This window comes from Geodermatophilus telluris (assembly GCF_900102745.1).
Classification (GTDB): Bacteria; Actinomycetota; Actinomycetes; order Mycobacteriales; family Geodermatophilaceae; genus Geodermatophilus; species Geodermatophilus telluris.
The window spans coordinates 871,299-887,052 of the sequence record NZ_FMZF01000002.1 but is presented as its reverse complement, the minus strand read 5'-3'; the positions used below and the strand labels follow the sequence as shown (position 1 = coordinate 887,052).

The 15,754-nt window shown below is 76.1% G+C and carries 13 protein-coding genes; 10 read left to right on the top strand and 3 right to left on the bottom strand.

All coding sequences use genetic code 11. The annotated features are described in order from the left end of the window. From BLQ97_RS09535 to BLQ97_RS09495, 9 genes are all read left to right on the top strand, one after another. The gene (locus BLQ97_RS09535; protein ID WP_091365427.1) at positions 1-222 is read left to right on the top strand and encodes a hypothetical protein; all 222 of its coding nucleotides are present in this window, start codon (positions 1-3) and stop codon (positions 220-222) included. A 317-nt stretch (positions 223-539) separates the two neighbouring features. After that, positions 540-1,607: a 2-keto-3-deoxygluconate permease gene (locus BLQ97_RS09530; RefSeq protein ID WP_091365424.1), complete on the top strand. Its 1,068-nt coding sequence runs from the start codon at positions 540-542 to the stop codon at positions 1,605-1,607. Further along, entirely contained in the window at positions 1,604-2,836 is a 1,233-nt protein-coding gene (locus BLQ97_RS09525) for a four-carbon acid sugar kinase family protein (RefSeq protein WP_091365418.1), read from the top strand. The genes BLQ97_RS09530 and BLQ97_RS09525 overlap by 4 nt, the downstream gene beginning before the upstream one ends. A gap of 26 nt (positions 2,837-2,862) precedes the next feature. Next, positions 2,863-3,906, top strand: a complete 1,044-nt coding sequence (gene pdxA, locus BLQ97_RS09520; protein ID WP_091365415.1) for a 4-hydroxythreonine-4-phosphate dehydrogenase PdxA — start codon at positions 2,863-2,865, stop codon at positions 3,904-3,906. An 11-nt stretch (positions 3,907-3,917) separates the two neighbouring features. Further along, positions 3,918-4,769 (top strand): GntR family transcriptional regulator, encoded by an 852-nt coding sequence (locus BLQ97_RS09515; RefSeq protein WP_217637115.1) that lies wholly within the window; start codon positions 3,918-3,920, stop codon positions 4,767-4,769. A 95-nt stretch (positions 4,770-4,864) separates the two neighbouring features. Continuing rightward, the gene (locus BLQ97_RS09510) at positions 4,865-5,254 is read left to right on the top strand and encodes a hypothetical protein (RefSeq protein ID WP_091365412.1); all 390 of its coding nucleotides are present in this window, start codon (positions 4,865-4,867) and stop codon (positions 5,252-5,254) included. A 153-nt stretch (positions 5,255-5,407) separates the two neighbouring features. Continuing rightward, entirely contained in the window at positions 5,408-5,887 is a 480-nt protein-coding gene (locus BLQ97_RS09505; RefSeq protein ID WP_091365410.1) for a hypothetical protein, read from the top strand. A 199-nt stretch (positions 5,888-6,086) separates the two neighbouring features. Beyond that, positions 6,087-6,524, top strand: a complete 438-nt coding sequence (locus BLQ97_RS09500; RefSeq protein WP_139173550.1) for a hypothetical protein — start codon at positions 6,087-6,089, stop codon at positions 6,522-6,524. A 143-nt stretch (positions 6,525-6,667) separates the two neighbouring features. Next, positions 6,668-9,625, top strand: coding sequence for a patatin-like phospholipase domain-containing protein (locus BLQ97_RS09495; protein WP_139173548.1), 2,958 nt, complete (start codon positions 6,668-6,670; stop codon positions 9,623-9,625). Here the strand turns inward: BLQ97_RS09495 and BLQ97_RS09490 are convergent. Next, a complete protein-coding gene (locus BLQ97_RS09490; RefSeq protein WP_091365402.1) occupies positions 9,622-10,428 on the bottom strand; it encodes a hypothetical protein in 807 nt (268 codons plus the stop codon). The genes BLQ97_RS09495 and BLQ97_RS09490 overlap by 4 nt on opposite strands. Positions 10,429-10,627: 199 nt before the next feature. On the opposite strand from BLQ97_RS09490, the gene BLQ97_RS09485 reads away from it, so the two are divergent. Continuing rightward, the gene (locus tag BLQ97_RS09485) at positions 10,628-11,257 is read left to right on the top strand and encodes a sigma-70 family RNA polymerase sigma factor (protein WP_091365400.1); all 630 of its coding nucleotides are present in this window, start codon (positions 10,628-10,630) and stop codon (positions 11,255-11,257) included. 19 nt (positions 11,258-11,276) lie between these two features. Here BLQ97_RS09485 and BLQ97_RS09480 read toward each other — a convergent pair whose 3' ends face one another. After that, positions 11,277-14,033, bottom strand: coding sequence for a peroxidase family protein (locus BLQ97_RS09480; RefSeq protein ID WP_217637114.1), 2,757 nt, complete (start codon positions 14,031-14,033; stop codon positions 11,277-11,279). Between the two features lie 207 nt (positions 14,034-14,240). Next, positions 14,241-15,608, bottom strand: a complete 1,368-nt coding sequence (locus BLQ97_RS09475) for an MFS transporter (protein WP_091365398.1) — start codon at positions 15,606-15,608, stop codon at positions 14,241-14,243. Between the last annotated feature and the right edge of the window lie 146 nt (positions 15,609-15,754).

Sequence of the window (15,754 nt, the reverse complement as noted above, 5' to 3'; positions counted from 1 at the left end):
ATGAGCGCGCCCGTCGACCACCCGTCCGCCCCCGCCGAGGAACCGCGGCCGGCCACCGAGGCGTCGGGCACCCCGGCACCGCCCACCGAGAAGCGCGGCATCGAGGAGCGCGGCCCGCTGCTGTTCGCCGCGGTCGTGGCGTTCATCGTGCTGGCGTTCGTCGGCATGATCGTGCTCACCGCCCTCGGTGGCGGCACCGACTACGTGCCCTGGGGCGAGTGACCCCCTGACGCGGCGCGAGGTCGCCGCCCGGCCCACCGGCGCCGGGCGGCGACCTCCCCTGTCCGGTCGCCGTCCCGGGTGACCCCCTCCCGTTCCTCCTCCCCCTGCAGCAGTCCCCCGGCTCGGGTGTGCCGTCACCGCCCGTGCCGATCGCTCCGGGCGCGCTCACGGGGGCCGCCGTCGACGGCGGCCCCAGCTACTGCCCCGCGCACCCGTCCCCCCGCACGTCTTCCCCTCGGGCCCCGTCGCGTGTACAACGGTACGGACATCTTGTACGCACAACTGACGGCGCAGAGCTGCGCACCGAGGAGTGCTCCATGAGTTCCGCCCCCTCCGGCACCGAGCGGTCCCGGGTGCCCCTGTTCGCCACGATGAACCGCATCCCCGGCGGGCTGATGCTCATCCCGCTGGTGCTCGGCTCGGTGCTCGGCACCTTCGCCCCGGGCGCCCTGGGCATCGGCAGCTTCACCACCGCGCTGTTCCAGGACAGCGCGCTGCCGCTCATCGCGCTGCTGATCTTCGCCACCGGCACCCAGGTCACGTTCCGCACCGGCGGCCCGGTGCTGGCGCACACCGGCGTCATCCTGCTGTTCAAGAGCCTGATCCCGGCCGGCCTGATCGTGCTGCTGGGCCTGGTCGTGGGCCTCGACGGCTTCTGGGGGTTGTCGATCCTCGGGCTGCTGGCCGCCTTCGACAACAGCAACGGCGGGCTGTGGCTGGCCTTCACCGGCAAGTACGGCGACAACCGCGACCGCGGCGCCTACCTGGCCTCGGCGATCAACGACGGCCCGTTCTTCAGCCTGCTGTTCCTCGGCGCCTCCGGCCTCGGCGACATCCCCGTGCTCACCCTGGTGGCGGCGCTCGTGCCGTTCCTCCTCGGCGCGCTCGTGGGCAACCTCGACCCGCAGTGGCGCGAGGTGCTGCGCCCGGTGCCCAACATCGTCATCCCGTTCTTCGCCTTCGCCCTGGGCACCGGCATCGACCTCGGTGCGGTCGTCACCGGCGGCATCGGCGGCCTGGTGATCGGCGTCGCCGTCGTCCTCATCACCGGTGCGCTGGTCTACGTCGGCTACCGCTTCGTGCTGCGCCGGGGCCGCAAGGCCGGCATCGGCTTCGCCGCCGCGACCACCGCCGGCAACGCGATCGCCACCCCGGGGATCGTCGCGGCCGCCGACCCCCGCTTCGCCGAGTACGTCGGGACGGCGACCGCCCAGGTGGCCGCCTCCGCCCTGGTCACCGCGATCCTCGCGCCGATCGTCGCGTCCTTCGTGCTCAAGCGCGCCGGCGGGCTGACCAGCGAGGACGAGGTCGACGTCCCGGTCGCCACGGTGAGCGGACCCGCCCCGTCGGCACCCGACGGGAGGACGGCGGGGGACGGCCGGTGAGCCGCATCGGCGTCGTCGCCGACGACCTGACCGGCGCGACCGACACCTCGGTGCAGTTCGCCCGCCAGGGCCGGCCCACGCTGCTGCGGCTGCGCCCCGGGGCCGACCGGCTCCCCGCCGACGCGGTGCTCGCCGAGTGCACCGACGCCCGCGCCCTGGGCGACGCCGCCGCCCCGGCCACCGCCGCCGCCGTCACCCGGCTGCACGCCTCCGGGGTCGACCGGCTCTACGTCAAGGTCGACTCCACGGTGCGCGGCTCGGTCGCCGCTCAGGTGCGCGGCGCGCTGGAGAGCTGGTCGGCGGTGCGGCCGGCCGCGTTCGCCGTCGTCTGCCCCGCCTACCCGGCCATGGACCGGGTGGTCGCCGGCGGCGTCGTGCTGGCCGGCGGCCGGCTGCTCGAGGACGGCCCGGCCGGGCGCGACCCGGTCACCCCGGTGGCCACCTCCCGGCTCGCCGAGCTGCTGCCCGGCTCGGTGCACGTCCCGCAGCCGGCCGACGGCGACCCGGCCGCGCTGGCCGCCGCGCTCACCGCGGCCGGCCGCACCGCCCGGGTGGTCACCGTCGACGCCGGGGACGACGCCGATCTCGCCCGCCTCGCCGAGGCGGTCGACCGCGTGGGTCCCGACGCGGTGCCCGCCGGCTCGGCCGGGCTCGCCGGGGCGCTGGCCGGCCGGTGGCGCCCCGCGACGGCCGCCGGCCCCGGGGAGCCGCCGCCGTCGGGCGAGGGGCCGCTGCTCGTGCTGGTCACCTCGCTGCACCGGACCGCGCGCGAGCAGGAGGCCCGCCTGCGCGAGGAGTGCGGCGGCGACCTGCTGCACCTGGCCCCCACCGCGGCGGACCTGGCCGAGGAGGCGGCGTGGGCCGGCTGGGTCGAGCGCGCCGTCCCCGCCGGGCCGCTGCCCGGCCTGGTCCTGGTGACCGCACCGGAGGAGCGCACCCCCGGGGTCCGCGCCGACGCGGTCGCCGCCGCGCTGGCCGGGCTCGTCGCGCGGCTGCACGCCCACCGTCCCCTCGGCCGGGTCGTGGTCACCGGCGGCGACGGCGCCCGGGCCCTGGTGGACCGGTGGGGGTGCACCGGCATCGAGGTGCTCGGGGCGGTGACCGAGGGCGTCCCGCACGGCCGGCTGGTCGGCGGGGACGCCGACGGGCTCCCGGTGACCACCAAGGCCGGCGGCTTCGGCGACCCGGACACCCTCGTCCGCGCCGTCGCGCACGCCCGGCGACCCTGAACAGACCGCACGAGGAGAGGACAGTCGTGGACAAGCCCACGCTCGCCGTGACCATCGGCGACGTCGCCGGCATCGGCCCGGAGATCACCGCCAAGGCCCTGCTGGGGCACGACGACCTGCGCGCCGAGTGCGTGCCCGTCGTCGTCGGCGACGTCGGCGCGGTCCGCCGGGCGGTGCGGGCCGTCGGCGGTGACGCCGGCGCGGTCCGCCCGATCGAGGACCCGCGCGCGGCCGCCAACGAGCCGGGCACCGTCGAGGTGGTGCAGGTCGGCGAACCGATGCCCGAGGTGCCGCTGGGCCGGCTCAGCGCGGTCGCCGGCGACGGCTCCTACCGCTTCGTCGTCGCCGCGTGCGACCTCGCCAAGTCCGGCGCGGTCGACGGCATCGTCACCGCGCCGCTGAACAAGGCGGCGATGCACGCGGCCGGCCACGCCTGGCCCGGTCACACCGAGCTGCTCGCGCACGAGTTCGGCGTGGACAACTTCAGCCTGGTGCTGTCGGCCGGCGACCTCTACCTGTTCCACCTGACCACCCACGTGTCGCTGCGGCAGGCGATCGAGGCGGTCACCCCCGAGCGCACGCAGGCGGTGCTGCGGCTGGCGGGCGCCTTCACCCGTGCCCTGGGCAGGCCCGACGCCGAGGTGGCGCTGGCCGGCCTGAACCCGCACGCCGGGGAGAACCGGATCTTCGGCGACGAGGACGCCGACGTGCTGGCCCCCGCCGTCGAGGCGGTGCGCGCCGACGGCGTCAACGCGGTGGGCCCGCTGCCGGCCGACGCGCTGATCCCGGCCGCGGTCAAGGGCAAGTACGAGATGGTCGTCGTCTGCTACCACGACCAGGGCCACGCCCCGTTCAAGGCGGTCTACGGCGACGACGGCGTCAACATCACCGTCGGCCTGCCCGTGGTGCGTGTGTCGGTGGACCACGGGACCGCCTTCGACATCGCCGGCCAGGGCATCGCCCGCGAGGGCAGCCTGGTGCTGTCCTGCCGGCGCGCGGCCGCGCTCGCCCAGGGCTGGGACCAGGTCTGGCAGACCGCGCAGACCTCGGCCGTCCGGCTCGGCGCCTAGGCTCGGTGCCCGTGCCGGCTCTCGACCGGGCCGCGGGGCGGCCGCTGCACGTGCAGGTCGCCGACGCGCTGCGCGCGCAGATCCGCGACCACCGCCTGCCTCCGGGGTCGGCGCTGGACAGCGAGGTCGCCCTGCAGGAGCGGTTCGGGGTGGCCCGCTCGGTGGTCCGGCAGGCGCTGTCGACCCTGGTGGCCGAGGGGCTGGTGGAGCGCAGCCGCGGGCGGGGCAGCGTGGTGGCGCCCGCGCGGCAGCACCACCGGCTGGTACAGCGCGCCAGCGGGCTCTACACGCAGATGGCCGCCGAGGGCCTCGAGGTCACCACCGCGGTGCTGTCGCTCACCGAGGAGCCGGCCTCCTCGGCGCAGGACCGCTGGCTCGGCGGCGACCGGGTGCTGCGGCTGGAGCGGCTGCGGCGGGTGGACGGCCGGCCGCTGGCCCGCATCCGCACCGCCCTGCCGCTCCCCCGCTGCGCCGGGCTGACCGCCGAGGAGCTCACCGACGCCTCGCTGCACGAGGTGCTCACCCGGCGGCTCGGCGCCCGCCCCACCGGGGGGCGGCGGCAGGTGCGCGCGGTCGCCGCCGACACCGACCTCGCCCGCGAGCTGGAGACCCGGACCGGCGCTCCCCTGCTGCTGCTGGAGGGCCAGACGCAGGACCAGGACGGCCGCCCGCTGGAGGTGTTCGCCACCTGGCACCGCGCCGAGGACATCGCCTTCGACGTCGACCTGGAGGCCGGGCCGATGAGCCCGTCCGGCCCGGCGCTGCCGCCTCCCCCGCCCGACCGGGACGGGCTGCGGGCGGCCGCCGAGCAGGCGCAGCAGCTGGCCGACCGCCTCCGCGAGCTGGCCGACCGCGCCGGCTGACCGTCGCGCGGTGACGCAACGGTGACGCCCGGAGCCGACGATCGGCCGGAGCGGGGCCGGCCCGGCGTCCCGCACGACCGCGACGGAGGTCCCCGGTGGGCGCGCTGGTCTTCTTCGAGGACAACGGCTGCCGGGGCGACGTCGTCGGGGTGTGGTCCGAGGACGACGACCCACCGGTCATCCGCTTCAACCGCACGCCGGGCTTCCGCAACGACGAAGCCCGGTCGCTGCGCATCGTCGACCTGCCCGCGAACACGACCATCCGCCTCTACGACGACTCGAGCGGCCGGAGGTCCGACGACTGGGTCGAGATCACGACCCGCCGGCACATCCGCGAGTACGGCGTCCACTCCTTCGAGCGCTCCTACGAGGACAGCAGCGTCCGGGTGCGGTACCACCCGAGGGACGACCTGGACGGCAAGGTGTCGCGGGCCGAGATCGACGTGACCGGCGTCCTCCCGAACCCGCCGCTGACCCCGGGCTGACCCGTGCCGCCGGCCGTCGACGCAGCAGCCCGGGACGACGTCGGTCGCCGGCGCCCGCGCACGCGTCCCGCCCGCACGAGTGCGGACGCCGCTCCCCGACGCCCTCCGCCGGCCCGCTCGACCGCGGGGCGGCGGGGCCGGAACACAGCAGCGGTGACCGACGCGGTGGTCCGCCTGGCCTACGACGAGGCCCGCACCGCCCTCCGCGAGCAGGACGCCACCCTGGCCAACGTCCGGAACCGGGCGACGGCGCTGCTGGCCGCCACCGCGGTGGGCACGTCCTTCGCCGCCACCGTCGGGCTGCTCAACGTCGACCCCCGGCGGGGTCCGGTCTTCCCCGCCTGGGCCGGCTGGCTGCTGCTCTCCTGCGTCGTCGTCGTGGGCGCCGGCGTGATGGTGGTCCTCTGGCCCACGCGCGGCTGGCTGTTCGGGCCCAGCGCGCGGAAGATCCTCGACTGCGCGGGCCAGGACTGCGACGAGGTCCTGACCGCGGCCACGCAGGCCATGGTCGCGGGCATCGCCTCGAACGACCGCCGCCTGCGCCGGCGGATGACCGCCTACCGGGTCACCGTGGTCGTGCTCATGACGCAGGTGGCCCTGTTGGTCCTGGCCATGGTCCTGGCCCGGGGGTGACGACGTGTCGAGCGGCGGCGGGCACGGCGAGGGGGACGGCGCGAGCCAGAACGAGTGGCTCCGCGACGGGCTCAACCTCGACCCACCCCGTTCCGTCCCGGGTCCCCCATCCGCTCCCCGCGGGAGGTCCTGGGGACGCCGGCTGGCCATCGGCGGGGGACTCGTCGCGGCGGGCGTCGTCGCCGCGGCGGTGGTGCCGTTGACGACCCTCTACGGGGATGCCGGCGACCCGCCGGCCGCCCCGGCGACCGGCACCCCCTCGCCCTCGTCCGCGGGCCCGGCGCCCGACACGACCCCGGCGCCCGACACCGGCGCGACACCTCCTCCTCCTGCTCCTCCCCCTCGCGGGGGCGGCACCGCCGACCTCGTCCTGCCCGACCGGCTCTACGTCCTGGAGCCGCTCACCCGGGACGACCCGTTCGCCACCTCCCTCCTGACCGCCTGCGCGGGCGGTGACCGCGGCGGCTGCACGCAGCTCCTCGACCTCCTGGCGCAGGACTGCCTGGACGGCGACCTGGCCGCCTGCGACGGGCTCTACGCGGTGACCCCGGTGGGCTCGCCGTTCGAGGAGGTCGCCGCCACCTGCGGGCACCGGTTCCCCGACGCCTCGTCGGCGGGCCGCTGCAGCGGGGAGTGAGGGCACGTGCAGACCAGGCGCTCGGCGACGCGGCGACACCCGGCACGTATCTGCACGCCCCCTCGGCCCTCCGGACGACGGCGGCCGGCGCCCCGCGGGGACGGCGACCGCCTCCCGGACCGCACCCCCCGGCGGAGGACACGGTGACCGCTCACCGCACCCAGTCGACCCCTCCCGGCCCGAGCGCGGCCGATCCCCCGGCGGGGCGCCGCCGCGGGTCGACGATGCGGCCGACCGCCCAGGAGACGGGGCGGATCCCCCGGACGGCCGCCGTCCTGCTCGCCGCGTCCGCCGTCGCCGCCGCGGCCGCCGGGTGGGCGACCTACCGGCACCTCGCCCCGCCGGTCCCCGGCCTGGTGTCCACCGTGCTGGGGGGCGAGCCCCCCGACGACCCGGCGCTCGTGCGCGACACCCTCGGACCGGACCTCGCGCTGGTGGTGGGCTACGGGTACGCCCTCGTCGTCCTGTGCCGGCTCGCCCGGATGACGACCTGGAGCCGGACGTCCCGGCGGGTGGCGGACCTCGGGCTGATCTGCGCGGTCGCCACCGTGGTCGCCGACGTCGCGGAGAACGTCCTCCTGCACGACGGCGGGAGCGCCGGGTGGTCCGCCACCGCCGCCGGGGCGGCCGCGACGGTGAAGTGGTCGGCCGCGGTCCCCGCCGCGCTGACCGCGCTGGCGGGTCTCGTGCTGACGTGCGCCCGGGCGCTCGGCAACAACCCGCGCGCGCTGAGGAGGACCGCCGGGCTCGGCACCGACGGGGTCATCGCCCCGCCGCCGCTGGAACCGCCGCCGCCCGGGAACGTGCCGCGTGCGGTGCCCCCGGAGCAGCTCGACTCCACGCGGTGGCGCAACGCCTACCGCGTGCCGGGGGAGCCGGAGGCGAGCGCGGCCGCGGACCGTCGGCGGGTGGCCGTCTGCCTGTCCGGTGGGGGTGTGCGCTCGGCCAGCGTGGCCCTCGGCGCCCTGCAGGCGCTGCGGCCGGTGGTGCGGGAGGCCGACTACGTCGTGTCCGTGTCCGGCGGCGGCTACACCGCCGGTGCACTGGTGCAGGCCCTGACCCGGGGTGGCTCGGCCGGCGGCGACGGCGTGGACCGCGACCCGGACCACGCCCTGGCACCGGGCGGGGTGGTCGAGGACCACCTCCGGCGGCACTCCAGCTACCTGGCGAGCACGGCGGGCAGGCTGGTCCTGGCCTTGGCGCTGCTGGGCCGCGGGCTGGTCGGCAGCCTGTTCGTCCTGTTCAGCGGGGCCGTCGTCGTCGGGGTGCTGGCCGGGGTCTTCTACGACGCCGTCCCGGTCACCCAGCTGGGCTCCGTCCGGGTCCCGGCCGGGGGCTCGTCGGTCGTCGAGTACCCGGCACCGCACGCGGCCGCCCTCTGGGGGCTGGGCGTCCTCGCCGGCGCCGCGTGCCTGTGCTGGATGGCCGGCGCGGTCCTGGCCAGCTGGTGGGACCGCGACGCGCTGGTGTGCCGGGTGCCGGCGCGCGTCGCGGGACCGCTCGCCGCCCTGACCGCCGTCGTGGCCACCGTCGTCCTCGCGGTCCCGGCCGTCACGTTCGCGAGCTGCTGGCTCTACGCGCGCACCGGGCAGAGCAGTGCCCTGACCATCGGCGGACCGCTGGCCACCGTGCTGCTCAGCTACCTCGCGGCGCTGGTGGCCGCCGTCGCGAAGAAGCCCCGCAGGGTGACCGGACTGGGCCGGCGCGCCCGGTCCACCACGACAGCGGGGACGACGCCGGCCTCGGTGGTGCGGCTGCTGCTCGTCACCCTCGTGCTCGTCCTGCTGGGTGCCGTCTGGCTGCTGGTGTTCGGCGCGGCCGTGTCCACCCACGCGGACACCACGGCGCTGTGGACCGCCCTCGCCGTCGGCGCCGTCTGGCTGGTCCTCGGGGGGCTCGTCGACGAGACCGCGCTGAGCCTGCACCCCTTCTACCGCACCCGGCTGGCCGCCGCCTTCGCCGTCCGGGCGGAGCGCGGGGTGGCCGTCCCCTACCCGCCGGCCGAGCCCACGACCCTGAGCACCCACGGCCGCGTCGACCCCGAGGACTGGGGATCGCCGCCACCGCGGTTCCTGTTCGCCGCCGCGGCCAACCTGGTCGACGACGACCGCACCGCCCCCGGGCTGCGGGCCGTCTCCTACGTGCTCGGCAGCGACCACATCGGGGGTCCCGACGTCGGCTGGGTCCCGACGCCGCTGGCGGTCGCGGCCTGCCACCGGCAGCTGCAGCGCGACCTGACCGTCCAGGCGGCCGTGGCCATCAGCGGCGCGGCCTTCGCCTCGTCGATGGGCCGGGCGTCGTCCTGGTACGGGAGCCTGCTGGCCGTCTCGGGCGCCCGGCTCGGGTCGTGGCTGCCCCACCCGGACTACCTGCTGCTGCGCCAGGAGCTCGCCGCGGCCGACGACTGGACCCTGCCGGGCCTGCCCCGCGTGCGCCGCTTCCCCTACCTGCTGCGGGAGGTGCTGGGCGTGCACCCGTACTTCCAGCGGCTGCTGCACGTCACCGACGGCGGCCACTACGAGAACCTCGGCCTGGTCGAGGCGCTCCGCCGCCGGTGCCGCACGGTGTACGTGGTCGACGCCAGCGGCGACGCGCCCCCCACCGCCGGCACCTTCGCCGCCGCCCTGCGCCTGGCGCGCGACGAGCTCGGGGTGCAGATCGAGCCGGAGCCGGGGGTGGACCTCTTCGACCTCGTCCCCGGCAGCGGGGAGCCCTTCGCGCCGGAGGACCCGCTGGCCGCGCTCAACGCCCGGCTGTGCGCGCGGGGCGTCGTCACCCTGCGGGTCACCTACCCGGAGGAGAGCGGGCTGCCCGAGGGGCAGCGCAGCGGCGTCCTCGTGCTCGCCAAGGCGGTGCTCTGGCGGGACCTGCCCTACGAGGTCCTCGCCTACGCCGCCACCGACCCCGTGTTCCCGCACGACAGCACGGCCGACCAGTGGTTCGACGAGGCCAAGTTCTCCTCCTACAAGCGGCTGGGCTACGAGCTGGGTCGGCGCTGCCTGTCCGTGCCGGAGGACGCCGGCAGCCCGCCCGGCCCTCCCCCGTCGCCGCAGGGGAACGGCTCGGGTCCCGTGCCGTCCCTCGCGGGCGTGCCCGCCTAGGACCGCCGCGCGGTGCTCTCCGGATTGAGGAACAGCCCGGGCACCAGCATGTGGATGGCCCCGACGAGGACGTCGTCCCCCGAGGACAGCACCGCGGCCGACCCCGTCACCCGCGCCCGCAGCCGGGCACCCTCCGCCGTGGCGTGGAAGACCTCCGCGACGTCGTGCCAGGTGTACTCCGGCCGCAGCTGCAGGTCGAAGCGGCGGGCGAGCCGCTCGTAGGTGGCGGTCCAGTACGCGATCCACTGCTCGTGCTGGACCTTGAGGAAGGTCTGCACCAGCGGGTGGTTCGGCAGGGCGACCCAGACGACCGTCTGGAGGCTCCAGAGCTGGTCCTTCAGGGTCACGGCCATCACCCGGGCCACCAGCTGCCGGACCAGCTCGGTGAAGGGCAGGTCCTCGGGCAGTCCCCGCGCCGCGTCGGCCACGTCGCGGATGGCGTGCTCCACCAGGGCCGGCCGCAGCAGGTAGGCGATGAGGTCCTCGGTGTAGCGGCTCTTGTAGCGCCAGCGGTCCCGGAACATCCCCACGGTCAGCATCCGCGGGTGCTCCCGGTGGGCGTCCTCGTGCTCGGCGCGCTCGATCAGCCGCGCCTGCGACAGCCCGGTGAACAGCCGCGTGCCGGCGTCGTGGTCGTCCATCAGGTCGGGACCGCGGTGGTCGAGCAGGTCGTCGCACAGCAGCTGCAGGCCGACGTCGAGGAAGGCGCGCGTCTCCGGGCTGTTGGCGATCTTCACCCGGGTGGCCGGGCGGGCGTCGGACGCGACGTTGCTGAGCACCGTCGCCAGGTCGTCCTCCGACATCGGCTTCCCCCGGCCCCGTCGCGAGCTGGACCTCCAGCGTAGGACCTCCAGCGCTGGAGGTGTCCCGTTCGCGTCCCGGGGAGCGCGCGCCCGGGCCCGCGGCTGGGGGTGCGCCCGCCGCCCCTGATGGGCTTGGACCTGCCTCGTCCGGCCGCTCGACAGTCGTCCCACCAGCGAACGGACGCTCCGGAGGACGGACATGACCGTGCTCGACACCCCCCACGACGCGCCCACCCGGGACGACGCCGGCGCCGACCTGACCGCGCTCGTGGCGGCCGCCCGCCGCGGCGAGGCCCGCGCCTGGGAGTGCCTCGTGCAGCGCTTCACCCCGCTCGTCCGCGCCGTCACCGGCCGGTTCCGGCTCGGTGAGCACGACGCCGAGGACGTCGCCCAGGTGGTCTGGCTGCGCCTGGTGGAGCACCTCGACCGCCTGCGCGAGCCGCTCGCGCTGCCCGGCTGGATCGCGACGACGGCCCGCTGCGAGAGCCTCCGCGTGGCTCGCGCCGGCGAGCGGACGCTGCCGGTCGACCCGCTGGACGACGCCACCCGGGCCTTCGCCGGCCAGGACCCCGAGGTCGACGCCGACCTGCTGCAGGCCGAGCAGGTCGAGGCCGTGCGGGAGGGCCTGGCCGGGCTGTCCAGCACCCAGCGGGACCTGCTGCTCCTGCTCGTGGCCGACCCGCCGCTGAGCTACCGGGAGATCAGCGCGCGGCTGGGCATGCCCGTGGGCAGCATCGGCCCGACGCGGGCCCGCACCCTGGCCCGGCTGGAGGCCACGCCGGCGCTCAGCCGCTACCTGGCGGACGCCCGCCCGGCGTGCGCGGCGTGAGGGTCGCGGGACCGGCGGGTCAGCGCCACGGGGCGAACGCCGCCTTGCCGGTCCCGACGACCCCGGCCAGCTCCGGGCAGTGCCGCCGGACGACGTCGGCGAAGCCCCCCCGCTCGACCCAGTCCATCCCGAGCGGCGTGTACACCTCCGGCCGGAAGTCCACGGTGAGGAACCGGTCGCTCTGCAGCCGCCGGGACGCCATGAGCAGGAACACCCGGAACGCGGTGTCGCTGAACCCGAACCCGGTCGGCGGGGTCTCGGCGAGCAGGCCGACCACGGTGTCGACGTCGTCGATCGACGGGTACAGCCGCCGCAGCGCGGCCAGGGTGTCCGGGTCGGTGGTGAGCTCCTCGAAGGCGCGGATCCGGGGCAGGTGCAGCCCGGCCCGGAAGTCGTTGTAGCGCGGCACGCCCCGGAGGCGGGTGCGCACCAGGTCCACCACCGCGAGGTCGACGACCTCCCCGTCCCGCTCGAAGCGCCGCAGCGCGTCGGGGAAGTTGTGCAGCGTGATGGCGCCCGGGCAGGCGCTGCCCAGGGAGCGCAGCGAGTCGGCGAGCCCGATCTCGCGGAAGACCTGCTGGGTCTTGCGTCCCGAGATGTCGTCGAACCGGAGCGTGCGCGGCTCGCCGCCGGTGGAGTCGACGAACACGTACTCGTCGGGGATCAGCGGGTGCATCCGGTACACCGTCACGAACTCCTCGGTGAGGGAGAACGGGACGCCGGCGTGGTCGGGCCGGGTGCGCGGGATGCCGTGGAGGGCGTGCGGGTCCAGCAGCCGGATGCCGAGGCGGGTGAGCCACTGGTCGGGCGCCCCGCGCCAGTTGACCGACATCGCCGTGTCCAGGGTCGGGGTGCCGAGGATCGCCGGCGTCCACTCCACCGTGTGGATCTTCGCGATCAGCGCGGAGACGACCAGCCGCGCGGTCTGGTACGTCCGCTCGTCGTCGAGGTCCGGGTACTCGTCCTGCAGGGCGTCGCACACCGCGTTGTGCTCCCGCGCGAACAGGGTCTGCAGCGCGCTGAGGCCCAGCCACCAGCTGTCGGAGAAGCCGGTCAGCACCACCTCGTCGGGGCCGGTGGGCAGGTGGCCGTCCTCGAGGCGGAGCCGCGCGCCGCGGCCGTCGTCCTCGCGCAGCCGGGCCGCCTTCGCGGGGTCGCTGCCGTAGACCTCCGAGCCGTCCCACCAGTGCGAGACCTGGTTGCGGTCGCCGTCGTCCTCGCCGATGCGCATGACCTGCTCGGGCTCGCCGTCGGTCGTGTTGCGCCAGCGGCGGCCGGCCGGCAGCGGGAGGTCGATGCTGCGCACGCCCACCGGGTGGCGGCGGTGCTGCACCCAGTCGTGCACCTGGAACTGGATCCACGCCGCGGCGAGCACGTTGAGCGAGGGAGCGGGGATGAACTCCTTGCGCGTCAGCAGCGCCTCGGCGACCTCCACCGGGTCGGGGCGGTCGGACTGGCCGGCGTCGACGGGCAGGTTGCGGCCGAACCGGGCCCCCGTCGCACCCATGCCGGGGTCCGACAGGTCGTTCCAGGAGCCGTCGGCGGTCCGGTGCGCCACCGCCTCGGGGGGCGGCGTGGGTCCGGGGCGCCGCACCTCGACCCGCTCCGGCGCGTCGGGGTCGACCAGGTTGTGCCGGCGCAGCTGCCGGCGCAGCACCGCCAGGTTCAGCAGGGCCAGCCGCGACGGCAGCCGGTGCCAGGGGCGGCGCCGGTTGACGCGCGCGAACACCCGGCCGACCAGCTCGTTGAGCAGGGCGGTGCGCCGGCTCTCCTCGGCGGGGAACCGCTGGTGCAGGCGGTGGGCGCTGCTGGCCTCGTAGGCCGCCCGCCGCGCCCGGTTGAGGTTGCCGAGCGGCCGGAACTCCTCGGTGGTGTTCCACGGGTTGAACGCCAGCCGGTCGACGCGGTGCTCGACGAGGCGGGCCTGCGGGGTGTCGAGGTCCTGGCGGGGCAGCACCAGGCGGGCCACGGTCACGACGTCGCCGCGCCACCGCCGGGCCGTGTCCTCCACCGGCGTCCGCCGCTCCGAGACGTGGCGCTGCACCTGCAGGTCGAACTCGACGTCGCCGGCCGCGAGCCGGCGCGCGAGGTCGGCGCGCAGCTTGTCCGGGCCGCTGCTCGGCGGGACGGTCGGGGACGCCGCCGGGGCCAAGCGGTAGCGGACCGGGCCGGCGTCTCCCCACATGACCGCCCCGCGGCTGTGGTAGGTCTCCCGGGCGAGGCTGTCGCAGCGGCGCGCGGACCGGACCAGGTTGCCGATGATCCGGACGGTGGCGCGCAGGCCGACCCGGCGGGGCAGCCGCAGCGCCAGGGACAGCAGCTTGCCCGGGGTCGACGTCCGGCCCGCGACCGCCGAGGCCATCGCCACGAACTGCCGGGCGTCGGCCGCCGGGGACACCGGCCAGTTGGTCATCAGCAGGTCGTGCACCGTGTCGCCGCCCGCGTGGACGCGCAGCGCGACGCCGCGCATGTCGCGGGCGGTGTCGGGCTGGGCGACGCCGCTGGCGTTGGAGAACCGGACGGTGACCGGGAGCTCGGCGCCGGGCCGGAAGCAGCCCTGGCTCAGCTCGGCCGGCAGGTCCTGGCGCACCCGCAGGCAGCCGTCCTGCAGCGCGAGCACGGTCTTGCCGTGGAAGGCGCGGTCCACGCTCGGTGCGCCCCGCACCCGGCGGTTGCGCTCCTGCACGGCCATGAGCTCGCGCGCCAGCTCCGCGAAGGTCTCCAGCTCCGCCTGCTCGCTGCCGCCCTCGTAGCGCTCGTAGTCCTGGTGTCGCACGGCGTCGTCCCCCTCCGTGGTCGGGCCGTGACCCACGCGGGCCACTCCCCCAGGAGGCGGACGGAGCGGAGCTGATACGGCGCTCGCACGCCTCCTCGTCCCCGTCCGAGCACCGTGCCGCGGACGGCGGACACCCGCCAGGGCCGGGTGCGCGCGGCGTCGGCCGGGCCCGGCGTGTCCGGCGGACCCGGCGTGTCGGGCGCGGGGTCAGCCCGCTCGTCGACCGCTCTCCGGCGCTGGCGACAGGGCCCCGCCGCGGACCTCCTCCCGGGTGCGGGTCTCCCGCAGGACGAACGCGCAGACGAAGGTGATCAGCCCCATCAGGCAGACGTAGGCCGACACCGCGGCGGTGGTGCCCGTGGCCGCCAGCAGCGCGGCCATGAGGAACGGGGTGGCCCCGCTGACCAGGATGGCGGCCAGCTGGTAGGCCAGCGAGGCCCCGGAGTAGCGGATCCGCGGTTCGAACAGCTCGGCCAGGTAGGCGGCCAGCGGGCCGTAGGTGAGCGAGGAGCCGATGAGCCCGCCGACGAGCGCGAGGAAGATCAGCGGCAGCGACGCGGTGTCGATGAGCCAGAAGAACGGGAACGCCCACAGGGCGATGACCGCCGCGCCGATCAGGATGGGTGGCCGGCGGCCGACGCGGTCGGACACCGCGCCGCTGGCGTAGATGACGAACACCGAGATCGCCGAGGCGACGAGGGTGATGGTGAGCAGCTGGTCGCGGTCGACCCCGAGGTCGCGGGTGGCGTAGTCCAGGACCCCGGCGATGCTGATGTAGAAGATCGCGTTGGTGCCGAACAGCAGCCCCGCGCCGAGCAGCACCGGCCGGCGGTGCTTGCGCACGACCTCGGTGAGCGGCGCCTGCGCGACCTGCTCCCCGGGGTCCTTGGCGTGGTGCTCCTGCAGCTGCCGGAAGACGGGGGTGTCCTCGACCCGCAGCTGGATGAACATGACGACGGGCAGCAGCACGGCGCTGGCCAGGAACGGGATGCGCCAGCCCCAGGAGACGAAGGCCTCGGGACTCACCGTGGCGCTCACCGTCAGGAAGACGACGTTGCCGAGGATGACGCCGATGGGGACGCCCATCTGCCCGAAGGTGCCCGCGCGCCCCTGGTGGTCCCGTCCGGCGTTCTCGGTGAGCAGCAGGATGACCCCGCCCCACTGCCCGCCGACCGCGATGCCCTGCAGGAACCGCAGCAGGACCAGCGCGATCGGCGCGAGCACGCCGATCGAGCCGGCCGTCGGCAGCAGGCCGATGAGGAAGGTCGCCGACCCCATCAGGACCAGGCAGGTGACCAGGGCCGGCTTGCGGCCGACCTTGTCGCCGAAGTGGCCGAAGACCAGCCCACCGATGGGCCGGGCGATGAAGCCGGCCCAGAACGTGCTGAAGGACAGCAGCGTGCCCACGAGCGGGGAGGCGTTGGGGAAGAACAGCTCACCGAAGACGAGCGCCGCCGCCGTGGCGTAGATGAAGAAGTCGTACCACTCGATCGAGCTGCCGATCAGCCCGGCGGCCATCAGCTTGCGCAGGGCCCGGCGGTCGAGGGCAGGCGCTTCCGCAGGTGAGGTGGACATCGTCGTTCCCGTCGCCGTCGCGGAGGGCGCTGTTGACCCTGCCCGGAGGCTAGGAGCGGGGTGTCGGGCCGGCAAACGCTGGCGCCCGCCGGCCCGCCCGCCGGCCCGCCCGGCGGGAGGAGGTCCGGGCGCAGTCGTGCTCTGCC